We start from the raw sequence: 24,182 nt of genomic DNA, 5'->3' as shown, positions 1-24,182 counted from the left end.
AGGCCGAGCACGGCCTGCAGCGATACCAGCCACCACAGGCGGCAGCGGGTGGCCGCCGACAGCGACGGCAGTGCGCGGCACACGCCGTACACCAGGGCCACCAGCAGCACGGTCTGCAGGCTGGTCCAGCCCAGCCGTTCCAACAACGGGATCAGCATCGTGGTGTCCATGGCTCAGCCCTCGTGGCGGCGCGATTGGAGTTCGGCGACCAGCGCTTCCAGCTCGGCCAGCTCGTTGTCGCTGACCTGCTGGCGCTGCGATAGGTAGGCCACGAACGGCGACACCGAGCCCTGCAGGGTGTTGTCGACGAACTGGGCCACTGCACCCTGCAGCACGCTTTCCGGGCCACGCGTGGCCTGGTAGCGGTAGACGCCGTCCTGCTGCTGGCGACGAAGATACCCCTTCGCCCGCAGCCGCTCCATCATCGTCAGCACGGTGGACCGGGCCAGGCCACGGGCCTCGCCGTAGCCACTGGCGACCTCGCCGACGCTGGCCGGCGCATGTTCATCGATGTACTGCAGCAGGGCCAGTTCCTGGTCCCCGATCGTCTTGCCACGCATGACACCACTCCCTTGACTACACGTGTCGCCACTGTCAGCTTGACGACAACTGTAGTCAACCCCCCGGAAGTCATGGGCCGACGAACGGTAGGCACACCGCGCGCTTAAACCTTTGACGCGCCGACTGCATCCGATCCTCGACGCCCCGCCGGAATTCCGCATGTTCCGCCCAACGCTTCGAGTCGTGCTCATGCTCATCAGTGCCCTGCCCTTCGCCGCCATCTCCGCCAGCCAGGACCAGGCCAACGACCAGACCCGCCGGCTGATCCGACAGATCATGCTGGAGCAGCGCATCCCGGGATTGCAGATTGCGGTGGTCAAGGACGGGCAGATCGTGTTGTCCGAGGCCTATGGCCTGGCCAATGTCGAGAACGGTGTGCTCGCCTCGCGCGACACCCGCTTTCCGCTCAATTCGGCCACCAAGGCGTTCACCGGCGTGGCTGCCGCGCAGCTGGCCCAGCAGGGGCAGCTGGATCTGGACGCGCCGGCCTCGCGTTACCTGGATGATCTTCCGGCAGCGTGGAGAGACGTACGTGTACGCCAGTTGCTTGCGCATACCTCAGGCCTTCCGGACATCCTTGATGCGAATGGGCTGTTGGGCGGTGGCTCCGAAGCGCAGGCGTGGACAGCCGTCACTGCGCGGCCGGTCGAAGCCCTACCTGGCCAGCGCTTCGCCTACAACCAGACCAACTACGTACTGCTGGCACGGATCATCGCGCAGCGATCCGGCATGTCCTACGAACGCTTCCTCGCCACCCGCCAGTTCAGCAGCGCGCGCATGGCGCGCACCACCTTCGGCGACAGCTACGACCTGATCCCGGATGTGGCGACGATGTACAGCCTGGCCCCGCGTGCCACCGACGCAGCCGATGCACCGCCGCGCCTGTCGCACTGGTTCTACGACATTCCGCCTTCACTGTGGGCCGGTGGTGGCATCCTCACCACCGCCGATGACACCGCACGCTGGCTGGTCGCGTTGACCGACGGGCGCCTGCTTCAGGATGCACCTCGGAAGAGCATGTGGACCGCAGAGCGCCTCACCGATGGCCGTGCCGGCCCATGGGCCGGCGGCTGGCCGGTGCTGCACGCATCGCCCGACCTTCAGGTGGCCGGTATCGGCGGTGCGCGCTCGGCCTTCGTGGTCTATCCCGACCGCGACGTCGCGGTGGTGGTGCTGACCAATCTGGTCGGTGCCAATCCACAGCAGTTCATTCCACGCATTGCCGATTTCTATGCGCGCGATGCCTCAACGCCCAGTCACGAACGGGTCGCCCCTGCACGGCAATAACGGGCTGTCATCGCAGGGCCATAGCCCGGCCGGCACGGTCCTGGCCACTTCGAAGTGATCCTGGTTCCAGCGCAGGAAACCGCCGTGGATGGCATTGCCATGGTCGAAGCTGCGCGCATCGTCGGCCAATGGCTGCTCGGGGTCGGCTTCGGCCACCCAGCGCACCACCGGCACCTTGTCCAGCTGCCCGATGAAGGCGAACAGATCGCCCGCGCCCCTGTCCTGGTAAGCCGTCATCGTCGCCGCATCAGGCAGCTCGGCCTGCGCCAGCAACGACACGGTGACATCCTGCAGCGGTGCGGCTCCCTGCGCGATGTAGGCGCGCATGCCCGTGGTGGTTGCTGGGCAGTCCTGCAGCTGCACGAGATACCCGGTGGTACCGCCACTGCTGGAGAACGAGCGCATCCAGTAGCGGAAACGCGGTCCGCTGCGATCGGTGACCATGAAATCCTGCTGGCCACCCTGCGCGGGAATGGAAAGTACCTGCGCATTGCCGGCACTCTCCACGTTGCACTTCAACTGCGCCAGCACCCGCCTGGCCGGTTCGGGCAGCGCAGCGTAGCGGCCGCCGGGACGGGCGCTGCCGGAAGCTTCCGGTAAGGCAGGCAATCCGCGTTCAGTGGGTCCTGCCTGCGCAGGCAAGGTCTCCGGTTTCGTCTCAGGCTTCGCAGCGGGTGCGACCGGCACGGTGTGCTCCCCGGCGGGTGCACATGCGCTGCACGCCAGCAGCAACACCCACAGCAAACCAGACATCAAGGGTAGACGGACCATCCTTCAACGTCCTCCCATCGCGGGTGCTTCGTGCTGCTGTGCCGACGCGGGCACGGGTGCACCCTGTTCGCGCGCTTGCTGCTGCAGCTGGCGCAGGCTGGTTTCCACCGCAGCCTCGCGCACCTCGGCTGCGTTGACGCCTGCGCGCACGGCCGCCGGATCGCCCGGATTGCCCTGCACCAGGAACAGTGTCTCACCCGCAGCGCGGCCGCCACTGGGATTGCTGGCCACGATCTGGTCGACCCGGGTGATGCCTGCGGCCTTCGCTTCGCGCAGCATCACCAGGCTGTAGTCATCGGCGTGCTCGGCGTAGCGCCCGCCCAAGGCCTGCAGGTGCGTGCTGATCTGCTGCTGCAGGGCATGGTCGCGATGCTGCGGCTGCCGGGGATCGTCATTGGCCGCGAGCGGCGTGTCCTGTCCCAGCCCGCGCGCCTGGCCCGGCGCAACCGAGGTCAGCACATACTGCCAACGGTTCTGGCCGGGGGTGCCGCGTACCGTCGCCACGAAGTCGTCGTACTCACCGCCGCCGATGGTCTGGCAGCCCGCCGAATCGGTATTGGAGCGGCTGCCACGATGGATCTTGAAGGTGTCGTTGAGGTCCTGCACGCCCTGGGTATCGCGCGTATCGAACCAGCCATCGCCATTGATGTCGCGCTCCACCCGTCCAGCGCCGGCGGTGATGGCCGCCTGCGAAGGGCGCAACGCGAACTCATCGGGATGGCCGTTGCGCGGATGCGTGGTCGCGCGCATCTCGGTGGTGCCTTCGCCCAACCGTCCAAGATCCTTGACCCGGTCGCCGTTGACGTCCTCGCCCTCGGTCTTGGTACGCGGCGCCACGTTGCCGAAGCCAGGGCTGCGTGGCGTGGTCTTGGCGTGTCCGTCGTACTGGGCGGTCGGTTCTGTCGTGGCCTGGTTGAACTCGCGCACATGGCCGTGGCCCTGCGCATCCTTCCACAGCACCACGATGCGGTCGTCGTAGACACCACGCCCTCGCGCCTCGGTGGTGCGGTTCTCGTCGCGCAGCCCCAGCACCACGCGATCCTGCGTGGCCATCGCATCGTTCGCCGCGGCGTTGCCGCGCTGGGCCACGATGCTGCCATACACGTCGTACTGCTGGGCCTGGCTCAGGCCCGCAGTCTCCGCGGCGTCGGGCATGCGCGGTGGGCGCGTCGCGTCGCTCAGGCGATCCAGCATCGGGTTGACCGTGGTCGCGTCGGTGGCGGATACGCCACCGCTCCGTCGCAGCGCCTCAAGCTCGGCGGCGCCCCGCGCCGCTATGTAGCGATCCAGCGATTCCTGCACCACCGCACTCTGGCCGTTGTGGAGGGCCTCCAGGCGGGCGGCCGCGCCACGGGCGTCGTTCTGCCGCAACAGGGCGACGACTTCATCGGCCGCTGCGTTGATATCCATCTCCGGCATGATCTTTCCCTGAACGTGATCGGTATGGGAGTCCAGCCTACCCCACCGCACCGGCGCAGCCGTTGACACACGCCACACACCTGCGCGAAGCCCCGTTCAGCAGACTCCACGCAGTAGTGCTGTTCACCCTCGTGGACCGCCCATCACCGGCAGGATCACCCCGCTGATGTAGCTGGCACAGGCCGGCGAGGCCAGGAACACGTAGGCCGGCGACAGTTCCTCGGGCTGTGCAGGCCGGCCCATGTCGCTGTCCTTGCCAAACTCCGCCACGTCCTCCGCCGGCTTGTCGGCCGGGTTCAGTGGCGTCCACACCGGCCCCGGCGCCACACAGTTGACCCGGATGCCACGTGGTAGCAATTGGCTCGCCAGCGATTTGGTGAACGCATGGATCGCGCCCTTGGTGGCCGAGTAATCGATCAGCGCCTTGCTGCCGAAGATTCCCGTTTCCGATCCTGTGTTGATGATGCTGGCACCCTCGCCCAGATGCGGCAGTACCGCGCGCGCCATCTGTATGTAACCGCCGATGTTGGTCTGCAGGGTCTCCTGCAGGTGCGCGTCTTCCAGGTCTTCCAGCCGCGCGCAATGCAGCTGGAACGCGGCATTGTTGACCAGGATGTCGATGCCGCCGAAGGCCTTGGCCACCTGCTTGACCGCCTTGTTGCAGAAGCGCGGATCGCGCACGTCGCCGGCGATCACCACGCAGCGGCCGCCTTCGCGCTCCACATGCTGGCGGGTGATGTCCGCGTCCTCGGCCTCGTCCAGGTGCAGTACCGCCACATCGGCGCCTTCGCGTGCGAACAGCACCGCCACTGCACGGCCAATGCCGGAATCGCCACCGGTGACGATCGCACGCATGCCCTGCAGCTTGCCGCTGCCGGTGTAGTCCGGTGCAAGGAAACGCGGCGCCAGCTCCAGTTCGTGTTCGTGCCCGGGCTTGGCCAGCTGCTGCGCCGGCATCGCCTCCGGCTGGCGTCGTGCTCCGGCCTGGGTCGCGGTCTTCTTTGTCGCCTTCTTTGCGGCGCGCACATCCTTGGCCTTTTCCTGGTCCTGCAGGCGCCGCTGCCGGGCCGCGACGCGCGCTGCCCGCGGATCGCTGGCGGCCGCCTTGCGGGTTGCGGTCTTCACCACGCGCGGGCGATCGGGGTCGGCGACGGTCTTGGTTGCGGTGCTGCCTTTGCGCACCTTCGGCGATGCCTTGCGGCGGGCGGGGGTCTTCTTGGCGGTGGCCATGCAGGTCTCCTCGGGGGGAATGGAGTTGCCGGCCAGCGGCCGGCGCTACCACGGGCGGCATCCGCCGCGCCTGCAGTGTCTCCACCTATGCTGTTGGCGGCAGTGAGCGCACCGTGTCCACGATGTGCACGGTATTCATTCCGCCACCACGTGCGACGTCGCACGCTGCACGCAACCACACAAGGAACGCCACCATGAAACATGCCATCGCCACCACCGCCGTCTGCTTCGCCCTCGCCGCCTGCAGCAGCACACCGATGGCCCAGGTGCAGCCGATCGACGGCGTGATTTCCGGGCAGTGCCACAGCGACATGGTGCGCGGCGCACTGGGCTTGGCCGCTTCGGATGCCACCGTGGCCCGCGCCCGCGTGGACAGCGACAGCCTGCATGTGCGGGTGCTGCGCCATGACGGTCCGCGGGTACCGCCGGCCAGCGAAGGCGGCGACCGCCTGACCATCGAAAAGGGCCGCACCAACAACATCACCGCGATCTACTGCGGCTGAGCCTGCGCGCCCTGCGCAGCACGCGCAGGGTGGCCTGCTCCCACTGGCGCGGCCCACGCAGGCCGGCCAGCTTCGCCAGTTCACCGCGCTCCCAGCCGGCGAACACGCACGGGTCGATGTAGGCCTTGCGGCACACCGCCGGAGTGTTGCCCAGCAGCGATGCCACTTCGCACACCACCGCGCGCTGCGCCTGCGCCAGCGCGCGCTGACTGGCCGGTTCCGGCAGTTCGGTGGCGGCAAACGCCTGCACCGCCGCCACCGTGCCACCCCAGGTGCGGAAATCCTTGGCAGTGAAGTCCTCGCCCATCACCTCGCGCAGGTAGTCGTTCACCGCGCCGGAATCCACCGGCTGCAGCGCACCGTCGTCATCGCGGTACTGGAACAGCGCCTGCCCCGGCAGCTGCTGCAGGCGCCGCACCAGCAGTCCCAGCTTGCGGTCGCCCACGGTCACCTCCTGCAGCTGCCCGGACTTGCCGCGGAAGCGCATGCGCACCCGGCCGCCGCGCAGCAGCTCCAGATGGCGGTTGCGCAGCGTGGTCAGTCCGAACGAACGGTTCTGTTGTGCATAGGTTTCATTGCCGACCCGCACCAGGGTGTCCGCCAACAGCGCCACCACCATGGCCAGCACCTTTTCCTGCGGAAACCCAGGTCGCTTGAGATCCCGCGACAACCGCCGCCGCAGCGTGGGCAAGGCCTCGCCAAAGGCGATGATGCGGTCGAACTTGCCGGCGTCGCGCTCCTTGGCCCAGTCGGCGTGGTAGCGGTACTGCTTGCGTCCGCGTGCATCGCGGCCGGTGGCCTGCAGGTGGCCGTTGGCGTGGGCGCAGATCCATACGGCGGTATACGCCGGCGGAATCGCCAGCGCACGGATGCGTTGCAGGGTGGTGGCGTCGCGTATCGCGTGACCATCGGCATCGCGGTAGCTGAAACCCTTGCCGGCGCGGCGCCGGCTGATGCCCGGCTGGGTATCGTCGACATAGCGCAGGCCGGCCGCGCGTGCGGCCTGTCGTTCGGGAGTAGAGGGGGTTGGCATGTCGGTAGTGTCGCCGTCGCCATGCCGCGATCCTGTCGATAACGCAAGACAAACACGTGAGGGCCGGTTCGCCGCTATGCTCGGGTCTTCACAACCCCTTCCGGAGTCATGATGTCGTTCCCGATTCGCGCCCGTTCGCTCTCCGCCCTGTTGCTGCCGGCCGTGCTGGCCCTGACCGCCTGCCAGGCACCGGCGCTGGATGAACAGGATTCGGCCACGGCCCACGCCCAGCAGGCCGCCGAAGCCGCCAAGGCGCCGGCCGACGAAGCCGGCAAGGCCACCGAGGCTCCGCCGGTCGGCACCTGCGATGCCAGCCAGGTGCAGAGCCTGGTCGGCCAGACCTACACCGACGCGCTGGGCAAGCAGGCGCAGGAAGATGCCGGCGCCAACCAGGTGCGCGTGCTCAAGCCCAACGACGTGGCCACGATGGAGTTCCTCGGCGACCGCCTGAACATCGAAGTGGACGCCAAGGGCGCCGTCAGCGGCGCGCGCTGCGGCTGAGTCCGGCCCCGCGCCGGCACTGGGTTGCCGGCGCGTTCTGTTGCACCTGCAACCGTGTATTGCGGCGTTGCAGCAACCTGTGATCTAGTCGAGGCATCCGGTGGCCTCACGATGCGCTCCAGGGATTGAGCGGGCTTGAGTGTCCCCGTTCAATTCATTCCGCATCGAGGTAGAGATGGCCCCCCGCAACCGCCAAGGGCTTTACGACCCGCGTTCCGAGCGCGATGCCTGTGGATTTGGCATGGTCGCCCAGCTCGACGATCAACCATCGCGCCTGTTGGTTGATGCCGCCATCGCCGCGCTTTCGCGCATGACCCATCGTGGCGGTGTCGCCGCCGATGGCCTGACCGGCGATGGCTGCGGCCTGCTGCTGCGCCGCCCCGATGCGTTCCTGAAACTGCTGGCCAGCGAAGCCGGCATCGCGGTCGCTGCGCGTTTCGCCGCCGGCCTGGTGTTCCTGCCGCACGACGCCGACGCGGCGCAGGCCTGCCGCGCGCAGCTGCAGGCGCAGGTGGAAGCGGTCGGCTGCAAGGTCGCCGGCTGGCGCGAGGTGCCCACCGATGACAGCGTCTGCGGCCAGCTGGCGCGCGACACGCTGCCGCGCATCGAGCAGGTGTTCGTCGACGCCGGCATCGGCCAGGACGATGCCGGCTTCGCGCTGGCGCTGTTCCTGGCCCGTCGCCGCAGCGAACAGCAGCTGCGCGAACACGCCGACTTCTACGTCACCACCCTCACCCCGGATGCGATCAGCTACAAGGGCATGGTGCTGCCGGACAAGCTCAGCCGCTTCTTCCCGGACCTGCAGCGCCGCGAGCTGGCCTCCAGCGCGATCGTGTTCCACCAGCGCTTCTCCACCAACACGCTGCCGCGCTGGCCGCTGGCGCACCCGTTCCGCATGCTCGCCCACAATGGCGAGATCAACACCATCGAAGGCAACCGGCGCTGGGCGCAGGCGCGCAGCAAGGTGTGGAAGACGCCGCGCTTCGATATCGGTGAATTCGACCCCGTCATCTCCATGCACGGCTCTGACTCGCAGAGCCTGGACAACATGCTGGAGCTGATGGTGGCCGGTGGCATGGAGCTGATCCAGGCGCTGCGCATCCTGGTGCCGCCGGCCACCCAGTCGCTGGAATTCAAGGATCCGGACCTGGCGGCCTTCTACGAGTTCCACGGCCTGAACAGCGAGCCGTGGGATGGCCCGGCCGGCATCGTCGCCTGCGACAGCCGCTATGCGGTGTGCACCTTGGACCGTAACGGCCTGCGCCCGGCGCGCTGGATGCTGACCGCCGACCGCCACTTCCTGGTCGCCTCCGAAGCGGGCGTGTGGGAAGTGCCGACCGAGCGCGTGGTGCGCAAGGGCAAGCTCGGCCCCGGCGAAATGGTGGCCATCGATCTCAAGCGCGGTGACCTGCTCGACTCCGATGCGGTGGATCGCATCAACCGCGGTCGCGCGCCGTACAAGCAATGGCTGCAGCAGGGCGTGACCTACCTGCAGACCGAACTGATCGATCCCTCGCTGGTGGAGGAACCCTTCGACGAAGGCACGCTGCGCAGCTACCACAAGCTCTACCAGCTCAGCAGCGAGGAAGTGGAGCAGGTGCTGCGACCGCTGGCCGAGACCGAGCAGGAAGCCACTGGCTCGATGGGCGACGACACGCCGATGGCGGTGCTGAGCCAGCGCAGCCGCCCGCTGTACGACTACTTCCGCCAGGCCTTCGCGCAGGTCACCAACCCGCCGATCGATCCGCTGCGCGAAGACTGCGCGATGTCGCTGTCCACCCAGCTCGGCAGGGAGACCAACATCTTCCACGCCGGCCCGGAGACGGTGAACCACGTCATCCTCAACTCGCCGGTACTGAGCCAGCGCAAGCTGCGCCAGCTGCTGAAGATGGACCAGTACGTGCAGGCCAACCGCCTGCTCGACCTGTCCTACGGCGAAGACGAGGGCCTGCGCGCCGGCATCGAGCGCATCTGCGCCGAAGCCGAACAGGCCGCCCGCGAGGGCATGGTGATGCTGCTGTTGTCCGACCGCTACCCGGTGGCCGGGCGGCCGATGGTGCATGCGCTGCTGGCCACCAGTGCCGTCCACCACCACCTCTCGCGGCTGGGCCTGCGCTGCGACGTGAATCTCATCGTCGAGACCGGCACCGCGCGCGACCCGCACCACATGGCCTGCCTGCTCGGCTTCGGCGCCACGGCGGTGTATCCGTACCTGGCCTACCAGACCCTGTTCGATCTGGGCCGACGCGGCATCCTCAAGCTCAGCAAGGGCGGTGAGCAGTCGCAGATCGGCCGCCGCTACCGCAAGGGCGTGTACAAGGGCCTGTCGAAGATCATCTCGAAGATGGGCATCTGTACCGTGGCCAGCTACCGCGGCGCGCAGCTGTTCGAGATCATCGGCCTGGAACCGGAAGTCGTGGACCTGTGCTTCCCGGATACCGCTTCGCGCATCGGTGGTGCCGGTTTCGCGCGCCTGGATGCCGACGCACGCGAGCTGTGTGCGCAGGCCTGGGATGCGCAGCAGGACGTGGATGTCGGTGGCCTGCTGAAATACGTGCACGGCGGCGAGTACCACATGTACAACCCGGACGTGGTGACCACCCTGCAGCGCGCGGCGCGCAGCGGCGATCCGCGTGCCTGGCAGCAGTACTGCGATGCCGTGCATGCGCGCCCGCCGTCGGCGCTGCGTGACCTGCTGGAACTGGTGCCGGCGGCCACGCCGGTACCGCTGGACGAGGTGGCCCCGGCCAGCGAACTGTTCCCGCGCTTCGACACCGCCGCCATCAGCCTCGGCGCGCTGTCGCCGGAAGCGCATGAAGCGCTGGCCATTGCGATGAACCGCCTCGGTGGTCGCAGCAATTCCGGCGAAGGCGGTGAGGATCCCGCACGCTATGGCACCGCCAAGCGCAGCAAGATCAAGCAGGTGGCTTCGGGCCGTTTCGGCGTCACCGCTGAATATCTGGTCAATGCCGAGGTGCTGCAGATCAAGGTCGCGCAGGGCGCCAAGCCCGGCGAGGGGGGCCAGCTGCCCGGCCACAAGGTCAACGAACTGATCGCACGTCTGCGCTACGCGCGACCGGGCATCGGCCTGATCTCGCCGCCGCCGCACCACGACATCTATTCGATCGAAGACCTGGCGCAGCTGATCTACGACCTCAAGCAGGTCAACCCGACCGCGCTGGTGTCGGTGAAGCTGGTCAGCCATGCCGGCGTCGGCACGATTGCCGCGGGCGTGGTCAAGGCCGGAGCGGACCTGATCACCATCTCCGGCCATGACGGCGGCACCGGTGCCTCGCCGGTCAGCTCGATCCGTTATGCCGGCGTGCCGTGGGAACTGGGCGTGGCCGAAGCGCACCAGGCGCTGCTGGCCAACGACCTGCGCGGGCGCACCCTGCTGCAGACCGACGGTGGCCTGAAGACCGGCCTGGACGTGGTGAAGGCGGCACTGCTGGGTGCGGACAGCTTCGGCTTCGGCACCGCGCCGATGATCGTGCTGGGCTGCAAGTACCTGCGCATCTGCCATCTGAACAACTGCGCCACCGGCGTGGCCACCCAGGATGACCGCCTGCGCGAGAACCACTTCACCGGCCAGCCCGAGCGCGTGGAGAACTTCTTCCGCCTGCTGGCCGAGGAGGTGCGTGGCTGGCTGTCGTACCTGGGTGCGCGTTCGCTGGAAGAAATCGTAGGCCGCACCGACCTGCTGCGGCAGATCGAGGGGGCGCCGCGCGACGGCGTGCGCGTGGACCTGTCACGCCTGCTGGCCGATGCCCGCTACGAGGGCAGCCACTGTGCCGCGCAGCGCCTGTACGAATCGCCGGACAGCCTGGCCACGCAGATGGACGGCCTGCTGGCCCCGGCCATCGAACACAAGCGCGGTGGCGAACACCGCTTCCTGATCCACAACACCGACCGCAGCATCGGCACCCGCCTGGCCGGTGCGGTGGCACGCGCACACGGTAACCAGGGCATGGCCGAGGCGCCGCTGGAACTGCGTTTCCGCGGCAGTGCCGGGCAGAGCTTCGGCGCGTTCAACGTCGGTGGCCTGCACCTGGAAGTGGAAGGCGAAGCCAACGACTACGTGGGCAAGGGCATGGCCGGCGGCCGACTGGTGGTGCGTCCGCCGCGCGGCGCCCGCTTCGAGGCACGCAGCACCGCGATCATCGGCAACACCTGCCTGTACGGTGCCACCGGCGGTGAACTGTTCGCTGCCGGTCGTGCCGGCGAACGCTTCGCCGTGCGCAATTCCGGCGCGCTGGCGGTGGTCGAAGGCGCCGGTGACCACTGCTGCGAGTACATGACTGATGGCGTGGTGCTGGTGCTGGGCAAGGTCGGCCTGAACTTCGGTGCCGGTTTCACCGGTGGCCTGGCCTACGTGCTGGACGTCGACCGCGATTTCGTCGACCGCTACAACCACGAACTGATCGACATCCATCGCGTGTCCGCCGAAGGCTTCGAGAACTACCGCCAGCACCTGCACCGCCTGATCGGCCGCCATCGCGAGCTGACCGGCAGCATCTGGGCGCAGCAGATCCTGGACGAGTTCCGCGACTACATCGGCAAGTTCTGGCTGGTCAAACCGAAGGCCGCCAGCATCGAGTCGCTGACCGAAACCCTGCGACGCGCCGCGTAACGGTAGTGCCGGCCGCTGGCCGGCATCCCAGGATCACGTAGTGCCGGCCGCTGGCCGGCAACCGCAAAACACCACAGAGCCCGCCATGAGCCGCAAGCACGCCTTCCAGTTCCTCGACCTGCCCCGCACCATGCCGCAGCGCATTCCGGTGGAACTGCGCACGTCCGGCGACTGGGGCGAGCTGTATGGCAAGTTCGGCAAGGAGGACGCCCAGTACCAGGCCGGCCGTTGCCTGGACTGCGGCAACCCCTACTGCAGCTGGAAGTGCCCGGTGCACAACGCCATTCCGCAGTGGCTGCAGCTGGTGCAGGAGAACCGCATCCATGAAGCCGCCACGCTATGCCACAGCACCAACCCGCTGCCGGAAGTGTGCGGCCGGGTCTGCCCGCAGGATCGCCTGTGCGAGGGCAGCTGCACGCTGGAGGAGTTCGGCGCGGTCACCATCGGTGCGGTGGAGAAGTACATCGTCGATACCGCGCTGGCCAGCGGCTGGCGCCCTGACCTGGGCGCGGTGCAGCCCAGCGGCCACAGCGTGGCGGTGATCGGCGCCGGTCCAGCCGGCCTGGCCTGCGCCGATCGCCTCGCCCGCGCTGGCATTGCCGCCGTGGTCTACGACCGCTATGAGCAGATCGGCGGCCTGCTGCAGTTCGGCATTCCCAGCTTCAAGCTGGACAAGGACGTGATCCACCGCCGCCGCGAAGTGCTGGAGGGCATGGGCGTGCAGTTCCGCCTCGGCGTGGAGATCGGCCGTGACCTCAGCGTGCAGCAGCTGCTGGACAGCCACGACGCGGTGTTCGTCGGCACCGGCGCCTACCGCTACACCGATGGTGGCCTCGACGGCCAGGACCTGAAGGGCGTGCTGCCGGCCCTGCCGTTCCTGGTGCAGAACAGCCGCATCGTCGGCGGCGATGACCCGAAGGGCCGGCCGATTGCCGGCTGGGAAGACACCATTGCCCTGCCCGACCTCAACGGCAAGCGCGTGGTGGTGCTCGGTGGCGGCGATACCGGCATGGACTGCGTGCGCAGCGCGGTGCGGCTGGGCGCGGCCAAGGTCACCTGCGCCTATCGCCGCGACGAAGCCAACATGCCCGGCAGCGCGCGCGAAGTGGCCAACGCCCGCGAAGAAGGCGTGCGCTTCCTGTTCAACCGGCAGCCGCTGTCGATCGAAGCCGGCGCCGACGATGAAGTGATCGGCGTGACCGTAGTCGAAACCCGGCTGGGCGAGCCCGATGCCAACGGCCGCCAGAACGCCGTGCCGATCGAAGGCAGTGAATCGCTGCTGGAAGCGGACGTGGTGATCATCGCCTTCGGCTTCTCGCCGAGCGTGCCGGCGTGGCTGGCCGAGCTGGGCGTGGAAGGCCAGTCCAACGGCCGCATCGTGGCCGGTGGCAAGGACCGCCTGCCATTCCAGACCGCGCATCCGCGCCTGTTCGCCGGTGGTGACGCGGTGCGCGGTGCTGACCTGGTGGTGACCGCCGTGGCCGAAGGCCGCGATGCCGCCGCCAGCATCGTGCGGCTACTGGCCCACTGAGTCCGGTACCAGCAATGCCGCCAGCAGCGCCCGCAGTGCGTGCGGCTCCACCGGCTTGGCCAGGAAGTGGTCGATGCCAGCCGCACGACAGGCTTCGCGGGTGCTTTCCATCACACTGGCGGTGAGCGCGATGATCGGCACCTGCGCACGCGCCGGGCAGGCATCGGCACGGATCGCCCGTGCCAGCGCGAAGCCATCCATGCCCGGCATGTGGCAATCGGTGATGACCAGGTCGAACGGCTGCGCCTGCCATGCTTCAAGCGCCGACCGTCCATCGGTACAGGCGTGGACCTGCAACCCGAGCGCACACAGGTGCTGCTCCAGCAGATGCAGGTTGGTGGGATGGTCTTCAGCCATCAGCACGCGCGCCGCCGGCAATGGACGCTCGTCCGCAACCGCCGCCGCGGGCGCGGCCACGGGTGCCTCACAGGCATCCAGGTCCAGATCCAGCCACACCGTGGTGCCCTTCCCGGGCGAGCTGCGCAGCTGCAGCTCCGCCCCCATCGAGATCGCCAGCTCGCGGCAGATCGCCAGGCCCAACCCACTGCCGCCGAAGCGCCGCGTGGTCGAGCGCTCCGCCTGGGTATAGGCAGCGAACACCGCCTGCTGGCGCTCCTCGCTGATGCCCACGCCGCTGTCGCTTACCTGCAGGCGCAGCCGCTGGCCCCAGTCACATTGCTGCAGTACCTGCACCTGCAGTTCCACGTGGCCCTGCCGGGTGAACTTCAATGCGTTGCCGGCCAGGTTGAACAGGATCTGGCGCAGGCGCAGGCCATCGGCCAGCGATCCCGGCTGCATCTCCGGATCAAGCACCACCTGCAGGTGCAGGCCTCGGCTGGCGGCCACCGGCATCAGCAGCTGCTGCACCGCGCGCACCAGTGCCGCCAGGTCGGTGGGCCGCAGCTGCAGTGGTGCGCCTTCCAGGCGTTGGCTGTGCAGTACATCGTCGAGGATCTGCCGCAGCATCCGCGCGGCATCATCGACGGTAGCCAGCACCTGCTGCTGGCGCGGCTCCAGCCTGCTGCCCGCCAGCCGTTCAAGCATGCCCAGCAGCGTGCTCATCGGGGTGCGGATCTCGTGGCTCATCGTTGCCAGGAAGTGCGCCTTGGCCTGTGCCGCCTGCTCGGCCTCGCGGCGCGCTTCGGCCAGCGCGCGGGTACGTGACTGCACCTCACTGACGTCGATCCAGTAGCCGCTCCACTCGACGTCGCTGTCGTCGCAGGTCAACGGCCGTCCATGCGAGCGCACCCATCGCCAGCCCTGTGGCGAGCGGGTGCGGAAGGTGACGTCGATCGGGCCACGCGCCAATGCAGCCATCTCGACGCAGGCCATCACCTGGTTGCGGTCGTCCGGGTGGACCGCGGCCAACAACCGCTGGTGATCGATCCGCGCGGTCTCCACGCTTATTCCGAACAGGGCCTGCACGTCGCCGGCGATCTGCGGAAAGCTGTAGTGGCCGCCCGCCGAACGACGCGCCTGGTAGACCACCGCCGGCAGGTTCGCGGTCACCTCCTGCAGGCGCTGCTCGACCCCTCGGCGGCGCACGCTCTCGCGATGGACCCGCCAGTAGCCGAAGGCATGGACCAGCGCCAGCGCGAGCAGGATCAGCGAGGCCGGCACCAGCCAGCGCAGGGGCGACGATGACGGAGCGTTGCGCGGCCGGTCCGGCAGCCAGGCCGCGCGGATCTGATCGCGTTCGGTATCGGTCAGCTGCGACAGCGCCTGTTCGAAGCCGGCGATGACATCGGCGCAGGCGGGGGTGGTCGCCAGCACCAGGGCATCATCGAAACCGGCCGGCGCGGCGATCAGCAGTGCATCGCCCTGGTAGCGGCGCAACGCCGCCTCGACGTCGCCGAGGTTGGCGACCACCGCATCGATCAATCCGGTACCCAGCAGCGGGAGTGCATCGTCCAGCGCTGCCGGTGGCAGCAGCTGCGCACCCGCTGCCTGCTCGGCCAGCAGCCCCTGCAGCGGCACCCGGCTGGGGCTGGCCACGGTGCGTCCACGCAGATCTTCCAGGCCCAGCACCGGCGGCGCATCCTCCCGGCGCACGATCACATGTGGCAGTTGCAGGTAGGGCGTGCTGACCACCCATCCGGCAGGCAGTTGCGAGCGTGGCCATCCCAGCAGCGCCTGGGTGCCGGCCGGCAGCTCGTCCCGGTCTACGCTGGTGGCCGGCACGGGCAACAGCTGCAGTGGCCGTTGCCCGCCCAGCAGCTTCAGGTACGCCGCGCCGAGCCCCCGGGCTTCGCCCTGTTCGCTGGACGACAAAGGATCACGGTCGGACGGCCAGGCGATGCGCAGCGGTGTGCTGCAGCCCGTGGCGGAGGCCGCGGCAGGCAGCAGCAGGCTGGCCATGACAGCAATGGCTGCCGGGAAGCCGGCGACATTCACGGTAGGCATCCTCATCTCGCGGGCGGAAGGAACGGCCGCGCTGCGGTACCGCTGCCTGCCACGCTATCGACGCGCGGGCCGACGGCAATGAAGAAAGTTGTAAAAGCATCCAGATGGGGGAATGCCGACATACACTGCCGCCTTCACCCGTACCTGCGGAGCGTTCGATGCGCATCGGCCTGGCTGCCAACCGTCTTCATCACCACGACGCGCGCGCTGCGCTGTTCCGTTGGCTGCGCAGCAGCGAGGCCGGCCTGCGCGAGCTGGGCGTGTCGCTGCATGCGGTCGGCCGCACCCATGACGCGATCGAACGGCAGGGCTTCCTGACCGGGTACGCGGGCCTGCACCGTTATCCCTACGGACGCGAGGGTGGCCTGATGAAGCTGGTCGCCGAAGTCGTTGGCATGGGTCCGGATCGGACACTGGATGGCGCGATCTACCTGATCGACCCGGTCGATCCATCCTCGGTGTTTCCGGAAGCAACCGCGCTCAAGCGGCAGTGCGTGATCCACGGCAAGCCGTTCATTTCGACCGTGGCCACCGCACGCGACTGGGTGGAGGTGGAGCGCGTCCACGCCGGGCTGGCAGCCGATGCCGGCGCCGACGACCTGCATGCGTTCGAAGGCCAGACGCTGGCGCTGATCGCGCACGATGCGATGAAGCCGGCGATGCTGGCCTTCGCCGATGAGCACTTCGATGTGCTCGCCCGGTTCGGTGAGCGGGTGGCCACCGGGACCACCGGCCAGCGTTTGAACGAGCTGGCCTGGAGCCGGGGCTGGCCGCGTGATACGCCGTGGGTGACGCGCTACCAGAGCGGCCCGATGGGCGGTGATGCGCAGATTGCCGACCGGGTGCTGGAGGGGCGTTGCCAGCGCGCGATCTTCTTCGAGGATCCGCATGTGGCGCGCCAGCATGAGGCGGATATCCAGCTGCTGGAGCGCGCGGTGACGACAGTGACCGATCAGGCGGTGTGCATTACGGCGCCGCGGGTGGCGGCGCGGTGGGCGGCGGCGGCGGCGCTGCGGGCGGGGTGAGGGTTTCGGCCAACGGCTGAGCCCCTCGTGGTGGGTTGGGCCTGCGCGGTCATGAGGTTGGCCGGGATGGGTGGAATTGCGGGGGACGCCGTGAACCCATCCATGGGGGCTTGGCCGCGGCATCCATGCCGCGGACACCCCCGCAATCCCACCCATCCCGTCCTTCGACAGATTCCGGTGTGCCCACCACGGAAGAAAGAAGGAAGAGCAGGAGCGGGTCGCGCGCTGCGCGCGCTCTGCGGCGCGCTCCCATTCCGCGGAGTTGTTGTTCTTCACTCTGTAGCGTCGAGCTTGCTCGACTGCTCAGCACGCGGTCTTGAGTGAAGCCCCTTCTGTTGAAGGGGCGCGCCGAAGGCGGGGGTAGAGGAAGAATGCGTGGGCAACTGCTGTAGCGCTGGCGCTACAGCAGTTGCCGGAGCATAGCTTTCAAGCGCCGCCCTTCCAGCTGGAAGTAGTCGCGCTGTTCGCGCCAGGCGGGGAAGCGTTGTTCCACTTCGTGCCAGAACGCGGGTGAGTGATTCGGCTGGATCAGGTGGCAGAGTTCGTGCACCAGCACGTACTCGAACGCCTCGGATCGGCCCAGCACCAGCGCCAGGTCCAGTGCCATGCTGCCGTCCGGGGCCAACGATCCCCATTGCGAGGACATCACCTTCAGACGCAGGCGGCTGGGTGCGCGCGGCAGGGTGGGCAGGTACTTCGGCAGCCAGCGGCCGACGTCGGCGCGGGTCTGGGCTTCGTAGAACTCGCGCAGCAGGCGGCGCAGGGTGGCATCACCGCCGCGGGTCGGCCACTGCACGCAGGCGCCGTGCGCGTCGATCTCCAGCCGCGCGTAGCGGCCTTCCTGCCAGCGCAGCGGCAGCAATTCGCCACGCAGGGGCAGCACGCCGTCTTCGCCCGGCTGCAGCGGTGCTGGCAGGCCCTGGCCCTGGTACTGGCGAAGCTGCAGTGCCAGCCAGTCGCGGTGCTGTTCCAGGAAGCGTTCGCCCATCACCAGGCTTGCGCGCGGCGGCAGGGTCAAACGTGCGCCGCGTTCGTCCACGCTCAGCTTGATGCGGCGCGCACGTGGATCGCGCACGCGCAGCACCTCGATCTCGGCATCCTCCAGGCGCAGGCGAACGGTGTCGCGCTGTACGGTGGCGGGCGGGGTCGGGCTGATCAGGCGGCGCAGCAGACGGCTCATGCGCCCAGCATAGCGCCGCTTCGGGCCGCCGGATGACCGGCGGCCGTCGGGCTGCCTGTTCAGTCAGCCTTGCTGAGCTTGAAGGCTTCTTCCAGCAACAGGAACAGGCGGCGGATCTCGGCGCTCTGCAGGGCGAAGCGGGCGTCGAACTCGGCGCGGCGGCCGTCTTCGTCGGCATGCTCCAGCTGGTCCAGGGCGCCGTCGAGGAACTTCAGCTTGCGCACGATCAGGTCGTCGCCGATCACGAAGGACAAGTTGTCTTCGAAGATCAGCGCCAGCTTGGTCACCTGCTTGCCGGCGTCCAGGTGCTTGTCGATCTCGTCGCAGCGCAGTTCCTGGTGCTGGCACTTGACCACCGCGCCACCTTCCACCGGGTCCTTCATCTCGCACTCTTCGCCCAGGCTCAGCCCGGTCGGCAGCGGCTCGCCGGCGATCCAGCCGGTCAGGATCGAACGCGGTGCGACTTCGGCATTCAGCGGCATCGCCGGGAAGCTGCCGAGCAGGCCGCGGATGTCGGACATGAAGTACTCGCCGGTCTTGCGGCTGGAGGTATCCACCGCCACGTAGCCGTGCTGCAGGTCGATGAAGGCGTCGTTGCGCGAGGACTTCACGAAGGCGCGCGGCAGCAGTTCATGCAGCAGGTCGTCCTTCATGCGCTTGCGCTCGCGGCCACCCGGGCGGCGGCCTTCCTTCTCCTCGATCTCCTCCAGCTTGCGCTCGAGCAGGTCGTTGACCACCGCCGCCGGCAGGATCTTGTCCTCGCCGCCCACGGTCAGCCACAAATGTTCGGCGATGCGGTGGGAGAGCAGTTCCTTCTCCTCGCGGCCGAACGGCGAGATGAAGCCGCGCGAATTCATTTCCAGCGCGCCGACCGGCTTCAGCAGCGCGTGCGGCAGCAGGGTGTCGACTTCGGAAAAATCGGTGGTGGTCGGGAAACGGAAGAACGTCAGGTTGCGAAAGAACATGGAATTCCGGATGGCAAAGAGGAAGGGCGACCGACCTTAAACGGTGGGCGTCTCGGGATCTGCGTCGGCGTCGGCCGGGGAGCCGGCCAGCCAGGCATGGGCGTCGGGCAGCGGCGCGTCGTCGCGACGGCCCAGCGCCATGAAGTCGAACAGGGTGGTGTCGGCCAGCTGCGAGGGCCGGACTTCGCCCATGGCACGCGCGATCTGCTCGATGCGGCCCGGGTGGTCCTTTTCCCACTGCTTCAGCATCAGGCCGACCTGGCGGCGCTGCAGGTTCTCCTGGCTGCCGCACAGGTTGCAGGGAATGATCGGGAACTGGCGTGCCTGTGCGTACTCGACGATGTCGCTTTCGCGCACATAGGCCAGCGGCCGGATCACCACGTGCCTGCCGTCATCGCTGCGCAGCTTAGGCGGCATGCCCGACAGCTTGGCGTGGTGGAACAGGTTCATGAAGAACGTGGCCACCATGTCGTCGCGGTGGTGGCCCAGCGCGATCTTGGTGAAGCCATGGATTTCGGCGTAGTTGTACAGCGCGCCACGACGCAACCGCGAGCACAGCGAACACATGGTCTTGCCTTCCGGAATGACCCGGCTGACCACCGAATAGGTGTCCTGCTCGATGATGTGGTACGGCACGCCCAGGCCTGCGAGGTATTCCGGCAATACGTGCTCGGGGAAGTCCGGTTGCTTCTGGTCCAGGTTCACCGCCACCAGCTCGAACGGCACCGGCGCCTTCTTCTGCAGCTGCAGCAGCACGTCCAGCAGGGTGTAGCTGTCCTTGCCGCCGGACAGGCAGACCATGACCTTGTCGCCGGCCTCGATCATGCCGAAGTCGGCAATCGCCTCGCCGACCTGGCGGCGCAGGCGCTTGGCCAGCTTGTGCTGCTCGCGCTCGGCCACGCGCGGATCACGGGCGGCGCGCGGCTGGGGATCGGGAAGGGAAATCACGGCACTCATGGGTTCCATTCTAACGGCTCGGAGCGGCCACGGCCGGGGGTCGGAATTCCCCTCTCCCGGCAGTCATCATCGCTGTGTATGCTCGGAGGCTGTGGACACCTACAGCCCCGCCGAGATCGTCGAACACCTCGCCGCCCTGCGCGCCGAGCACCGCCTGCTGGATGAACAGATCACCCGCATGGCCGCCAACGGTGAAGACGAGCTGGAGTCCAAGCGCCTGAAGCGGCGCAAGCTGCAGCTGAAGGACTGCATCGCCAAGCTGGAAAGCCTGCAGATTCCCGACGAACCGGCCTGAGCGGTGGCCCATCCACGCATGGCGTGGATCTACTGCTTCGCCCCGGTAGATGCCAACCTTGGTTGGCATGCCGTTCGCCGGGCATCGCCCGGCGCTGCCTTCAATCCTGCGGCGCAGGCTCGTCCGGGCGGGCCGCTTCCGGGCTGACCCTTTCGATGGTGTGGCGCAACTCGCGGCCGAGGATGAACTTGGCATCCTTGGCCCAGGCGTCCAGGCGTTCGTCGAACAACAGCTTGCTGTTCTCGTCCGGCCACACCAGGCGCAGCTCGCGCAGCTTCTGGATGAAGCCGCGGAACAGGGACTTGTCGAAGAACTCCGGTGCCGCCGGTGCGTAGAGCAGGCTCAGCCGCTGCGCGGCCTGCTGGCACAGGCTTTCCAGCTCGGCCGCGCCGAGCACGCCGGGGCCGTTCTTCACCAGTACCGAGATGGCGATGTAATAGCGCTCGAACGCCTGCTGCAGCGAATGGCCGATCGCACGCAGGCGGAACACCTCGTCGGTCTGCCCGGTGTTGCGCGCCAGGATGCCGCCATCGTCATCGTTGACGTTCTGCAGCAGGCCTTCGCGCACGAACACATCGATGGTCCGGTCGATGCGCTGGGCGAACTCGTCCTCGCTCCACGGCAGGAACAGCTCGGCCTGCAGGAACGGGTATACCGTACGGCCCAGCTGGACCAGGCCGGTGCGGCTCATGCGGCGGTTGTTCTGGAAGCAGCAGGCCACCCACGACGAGGCGGTGAACAGGTGCACCACGTTGTTGCGGAAGTAACTGAGCAGCACCGCGGTATCGCCGCTGACGCTGAGCACGTCGCCCAGCGGGTGCTTGATGCGGGTGAGGACGTTGATTTCCTCGGCATGGGCGATGATCCGCTCCGGCGAGTGCGGGGTCACCGTCACCCGGTCCGAATACGGCATCTCGACCAGCAGGGTCTTGCACAGCTCGATCTGCGCGATCAGGTCGGCCTCGCCCATCGCATGCTTCGGCGTGGACAGCAGGGCCAGCGCCAGCAGGTTGATCGGGTTGACGTCGGCGGCGCCGTTGATGCGCACCTGGATGCGTTCGGCCAGCGTATCCACCGTGGTCGACAGCCACGCCGGCTTCTCGTCCTCGGAGACCGCCTCGCCCTTCCACTCCGGCGCCTTCTCGGCGAGCACGTCGTTCAGTGCGATAGGTTCGCCGAAGTTCACCACCACCTGGCCGTAGTTCTGCTTGAGCACCTTGGGGATGCCCCACAGCAGCGACCAGATCGATTCCTTTTCCTTCGGCCGGCCGGACAGTTCGTCCAGGTAGCTGCCGCCCTCCATCAGCTTCTCGTAGCCAATGTAGATGGGCTGGAACAGCACCGGCTTGCGCGGCTGGCGCAGGAACGCGCGCAGCGTCATCGAGATCATGCCGCCCTTGGGCTGCAGCAGTCGGCCGGTACGCGAGCGGCCGCCTTCGACGAAGTACTCCAGCGAGTAGCCACCGGCCACCAGCTGCGCGACGTATTCGCTGAGCACCGCCGAGTACAGCGCGTTGCCACGGATCGAGCGGCGGATGAAGAACGCACCGCCCTTGCGCAGCAGGGTGCCGACCACCGGCAGGTTCAGGTTGATGCCGGCAACGATGTGCGGCGGCACGATGCCACGGTCGTACAGCAGGTAGGACAGCAGCAGGTAGTCCATGTGGCTGCGGTGGCTGGGCACGTAGACCACTTCGTGGCCCGGCGCGGCGGCCTTGAACTTGTCCAGGTGGTGCACCAGCACGCCCGCATAGATGCGGTTCCACACATGGCTGAGCATGAAGCTGGCCGAGCGCACCACCGGGCTGGAATAGTCCGCGGCGATTTCCCAGGCGTAGGCGTGTGCCTTCTTCCAGGCATCGGCCGGCTTCGAATTGTCGCGCTTGGCCTGTGCGGCGATCGCTTCGCGCACCGGTTCGGCGGCCAGCACCTGGTCGACCAGCAGGCGCCGCGTCGACAGGTCAGGGCCGATCACCGATTCACGAATGCGGCGGAAATGGGTACGCAGCACGCGCTGCAGCTTGCGCACCGTGCGCTCCGGCTCCAGGCCTTCGTCCACGGTGCTGCGCAGCGAGATCGGCGGGGCAAAGCGGACGATGGTGCTGCGGCCGTTGAGCAGCACCGCCAGCAAGCGGCGGAAGCGGCCGACCAGCGCCCAGTTTTCCGAGAACAACACGGCGAACCAGCCGCTCTGCTTGTCTGGCGCGCGACCGACGAAGATCGACACCGGCACCAGGTGCACGTCCAGGTCATCGCGCACGCGATGGGCCTGCAGCACCTTGGCCAGCGAGTCCGAATGGGTCTTGGCGCCGCGCTGCTCGGGAATCAGCGAGTTGCTGGAGCTGCGCCGCGACAGCGCCAGGTAGGCGCGCTTGCGGCCGGTCGGGTCACCGGCCAGCGGCACCAGCGGCGATGGCAGGCCGGCCTGGCGGCAGGCCTTGTCCAGGATCAGCGCATTGGACAGGCCGTAGTCTTCCAGCACGTACATGACCGGGCGGCCATCGTTGTACTGGCCCGGGTCTTCCGGTTCGATCTTCAGAGACAGCCACGGTTCGACCAGACGGCCGAGCAGGCGAGCCCACAGCGGGCGGCGGCCAGCCGGACGCGCGTGCGCGGGCGGCGGTACCGGGTTCGGGCCGGTACCGGTCGAGGGGGACGCCGGCACCGTATCGGCGGGCGTCGACTGGGATTCTTCGCCGGGGAACGGCAGCGGGTTCTGTTTCGACATCGGCGCCATTATGGCTTAGGCGGCAGTGTTGCCGCTTCCCCACCCTCGGGCGGGGTCTCGGCCGGTGCCGGCGCCGCTGCGGCACGGGCCGCGTCGGCCTTGCGCAGCAGGGCATCGGTGTCGGCCAGGGTGCGGGTCAGGTACCAATGGCCCTCGCGGCGGCTCAGCGGCAGCTGCAGGGTCATCTCACGCCCCGCCAGGTCGTAGTGCAGGCGTACCAGCGCATTGTCGCCCTCCACCGACAGCAGCTCGCCCCGCACGCTGCGCAGCGCGTCATCCACGCCCAACCCGTAGCTGCCCAGCACCGCCTTGAGGGTATGGATGAACGGCGCCAGCTGCTGCAGGCTGCCTTCCATGCCCGCGGCCTGCAGGCCGGCCTCATCGTCGAAGCCGACCTTGCCGGCGGCCCCCACCAGCGCGGCGATCGTGCTGCGTGCACGCGCACGGTCACTGATCGGCGCGCCCTGCGCCCAGCTGGCGAGGGTTTCCACCAGGGCGATGTAATGGGCCTGCTGGCCGGGCGTATAGCCCTTCTGGTGGCGCAGGTACTGCACGCCGAAGTTGCCCATCGACTGCGCGGCCTGGCGCACGGCACCGGCCTGGCCGGCCAGCTGGCGGTCGAAGCTGCGTTGCAGTTCGGCACCGGCATTGGGCGTGCGCAGTGCGGCCAGCATCGGCAGCAGCTGGTCACCCAGCGGCAGCTCGGTCAGCGGCCACTGGCTGTGGCCCTCGGCCCAGGCCTGCTGCAGGCGCTGATACTGGCTGGGTGGAACCGACAGCTTTGCATAGCCGACCAGGTCGTCCTCGGCCAGGCGCAGGGCCATCGCCTGCACCGCCGCTACTGGTTCGGCTGCCGGCCTGGCCGGATCGTTGGCCGGTTCACGGCACGCGGTCACGGCCAGCAGCAGCATGACTGCCAGCCCCCATCCACGCGCAGACCTTCCTCGCACTGCCACGCTCATGCACTCGGACTCCCCGGACCGGTCCGCATCTTGCGGCCTGCGAGGTGACAGCGGCAAGCCGGGACGTCACGGTTTCCGCGGTTGCTTGTGCAAGTCACTGATCGGAATAAAAAAAGAGCCGGGATCACGAGGATCACAGGCTCTTCAAGCCGGCGCAGGGCCGGTGGACAGTGTTGTGGCACATGTCCGGTCCGAGGACCG

18 protein-coding genes are annotated in these 24,182 nt (G+C 68.1%); 7 read left to right on the top strand and 11 right to left on the bottom strand.

The annotated features are described in order from the left end of the window. Window positions 1-173 precede the first annotated feature (173 nt). Window positions 174-560 (bottom strand): BlaI/MecI/CopY family transcriptional regulator, encoded by a 387-nt coding sequence (locus R1L06_RS03860; RefSeq protein WP_004133922.1) that lies wholly within the window; start codon window positions 558-560, stop codon window positions 174-176. 190 nt (window positions 561-750) lie between these two features. Here R1L06_RS03860 and R1L06_RS03855 point away from each other — a divergent pair, with 190 nt between their 5' ends. Continuing rightward, window positions 751-1,848 carry a serine hydrolase domain-containing protein gene (locus R1L06_RS03855; RefSeq protein WP_317216948.1) on the top strand — a complete coding sequence of 366 codons (1,098 nt, stop codon included), beginning with the start codon at window positions 751-753 and terminating at the stop codon, window positions 1,846-1,848. On the opposite strand, the gene R1L06_RS03850 is transcribed toward R1L06_RS03855, so the two are convergent. The 3 genes from R1L06_RS03850 to R1L06_RS03840 all read right to left on the bottom strand — a co-directional run bounded on the left by R1L06_RS03850 (window position 1,807) and on the right by R1L06_RS03840 (window position 5,268). Next, window positions 1,807-2,457 (bottom strand): hypothetical protein, encoded by a 651-nt coding sequence (locus R1L06_RS03850; protein WP_317216947.1) that lies wholly within the window; start codon window positions 2,455-2,457, stop codon window positions 1,807-1,809. The two genes, R1L06_RS03855 and R1L06_RS03850, sit on opposite strands and share 42 nt — an antisense overlap. 165 nt (window positions 2,458-2,622) lie before the next feature. Beyond that, on the bottom strand, window positions 2,623-4,038 hold the full coding sequence (locus R1L06_RS03845; protein ID WP_317216946.1) for an XVIPCD domain-containing protein: 1,416 nt from the start codon (window positions 4,036-4,038) through the stop codon (window positions 2,623-2,625). Between the two features lie 123 nt (window positions 4,039-4,161). Continuing rightward, complete coding sequence (locus R1L06_RS03840; RefSeq protein ID WP_317216945.1) at window positions 4,162-5,268, bottom strand: SDR family oxidoreductase; 1,107 nt, start codon at window positions 5,266-5,268, stop codon at window positions 4,162-4,164. Window positions 5,269-5,462: 194 nt separating this feature from the next. Between R1L06_RS03840 and R1L06_RS03835 the strand changes: the two genes are divergently transcribed. Continuing rightward, window positions 5,463-5,771, top strand: coding sequence for a hypothetical protein (locus R1L06_RS03835; protein ID WP_004153470.1), 309 nt, complete (start codon window positions 5,463-5,465; stop codon window positions 5,769-5,771). Here the strand turns inward: R1L06_RS03835 and R1L06_RS03830 are convergent. Continuing rightward, window positions 5,749-6,804, bottom strand: a complete 1,056-nt coding sequence (locus R1L06_RS03830) for a DNA topoisomerase IB (protein WP_110710662.1) — start codon at window positions 6,802-6,804, stop codon at window positions 5,749-5,751. The genes R1L06_RS03835 and R1L06_RS03830 overlap by 23 nt on opposite strands. A gap of 111 nt (window positions 6,805-6,915) precedes the next feature. Between R1L06_RS03830 and R1L06_RS03825 the strand changes: the two genes are divergently transcribed. From R1L06_RS03825 to R1L06_RS03815, 3 genes are all read left to right on the top strand, one after another. Then, window positions 6,916-7,305, top strand: coding sequence for an I78 family peptidase inhibitor (locus tag R1L06_RS03825; RefSeq protein WP_004133799.1), 390 nt, complete (start codon window positions 6,916-6,918; stop codon window positions 7,303-7,305). A gap of 175 nt (window positions 7,306-7,480) precedes the next feature. Then, window positions 7,481-11,935 carry a glutamate synthase large subunit gene (gltB, locus tag R1L06_RS03820; RefSeq protein ID WP_317216944.1) on the top strand — a complete coding sequence of 1,485 codons (4,455 nt, stop codon included), beginning with the start codon at window positions 7,481-7,483 and terminating at the stop codon, window positions 11,933-11,935. Between the two features lie 85 nt (window positions 11,936-12,020). Further along, the gene (locus R1L06_RS03815; protein WP_014035469.1) at window positions 12,021-13,466 is read left to right on the top strand and encodes an FAD-dependent oxidoreductase; all 1,446 of its coding nucleotides are present in this window, start codon (window positions 12,021-12,023) and stop codon (window positions 13,464-13,466) included. Here the strand turns inward: R1L06_RS03815 and R1L06_RS03810 are convergent. After that, a complete protein-coding gene (locus R1L06_RS03810; protein ID WP_317216951.1) occupies window positions 13,452-15,860 on the bottom strand; it encodes an ATP-binding protein in 2,409 nt (802 codons plus the stop codon). The genes R1L06_RS03815 and R1L06_RS03810 overlap by 15 nt on opposite strands. Before the next feature lie 167 nt (window positions 15,861-16,027). Here R1L06_RS03810 and R1L06_RS03805 point away from each other — a divergent pair, with 167 nt between their 5' ends. Further along, window positions 16,028-16,894: a methylglyoxal synthase gene (locus R1L06_RS03805; protein WP_049422383.1), complete on the top strand. Its 867-nt coding sequence runs from the start codon at window positions 16,028-16,030 to the stop codon at window positions 16,892-16,894. Between the two features lie 400 nt (window positions 16,895-17,294). Here R1L06_RS03805 and R1L06_RS03800 read toward each other — a convergent pair whose 3' ends face one another. Genes R1L06_RS03800 through ttcA form a run of 3 tightly spaced genes read right to left on the bottom strand, consistent with a single transcriptional unit; the run spans window position 17,295 to window position 19,996 of the window. After that, window positions 17,295-18,074, bottom strand: coding sequence for a M48 family metallopeptidase (locus R1L06_RS03800; RefSeq protein ID WP_032128692.1), 780 nt, complete (start codon window positions 18,072-18,074; stop codon window positions 17,295-17,297). A gap of 59 nt (window positions 18,075-18,133) precedes the next feature. Continuing rightward, window positions 18,134-19,039, bottom strand: coding sequence for a recombination-associated protein RdgC (locus R1L06_RS03795; protein WP_005411825.1), 906 nt, complete (start codon window positions 19,037-19,039; stop codon window positions 18,134-18,136). Window positions 19,040-19,075: 36 nt separating this feature from the next. Continuing rightward, window positions 19,076-19,996 carry a tRNA 2-thiocytidine(32) synthetase TtcA gene (gene ttcA / locus R1L06_RS03790; RefSeq protein ID WP_183080236.1) on the bottom strand — a complete coding sequence of 307 codons (921 nt, stop codon included), beginning with the start codon at window positions 19,994-19,996 and terminating at the stop codon, window positions 19,076-19,078. A 91-nt stretch (window positions 19,997-20,087) separates the two neighbouring features. On the opposite strand from ttcA, the gene R1L06_RS03785 reads away from it, so the two are divergent. Beyond that, entirely contained in the window at window positions 20,088-20,291 is a 204-nt protein-coding gene (locus tag R1L06_RS03785) for a YdcH family protein (protein ID WP_012509637.1), read from the top strand. A gap of 100 nt (window positions 20,292-20,391) precedes the next feature. Here the strand turns inward: R1L06_RS03785 and plsB are convergent, their stop codons facing one another. After that, window positions 20,392-23,028: a glycerol-3-phosphate 1-O-acyltransferase PlsB gene (gene plsB / locus R1L06_RS03780; RefSeq protein ID WP_032128690.1), complete on the bottom strand. Its 2,637-nt coding sequence runs from the start codon at window positions 23,026-23,028 to the stop codon at window positions 20,392-20,394. After that, window positions 23,028-23,981 (bottom strand): hypothetical protein, encoded by a 954-nt coding sequence (locus R1L06_RS03775; RefSeq protein WP_071228638.1) that lies wholly within the window; start codon window positions 23,979-23,981, stop codon window positions 23,028-23,030. Before R1L06_RS03775 ends, plsB begins: the two co-directional genes overlap by 1 nt. Between the last annotated feature and the right edge of the window lie 201 nt (window positions 23,982-24,182).

Source organism: Stenotrophomonas mexicanensis, from assembly GCF_032911605.1.
In the GTDB taxonomy this organism is placed as follows: domain Bacteria; phylum Pseudomonadota; class Gammaproteobacteria; order Xanthomonadales; family Xanthomonadaceae; genus Stenotrophomonas; species Stenotrophomonas maltophilia_A.
This window is presented reverse-complemented; position numbering and strand designations above follow the sequence as displayed.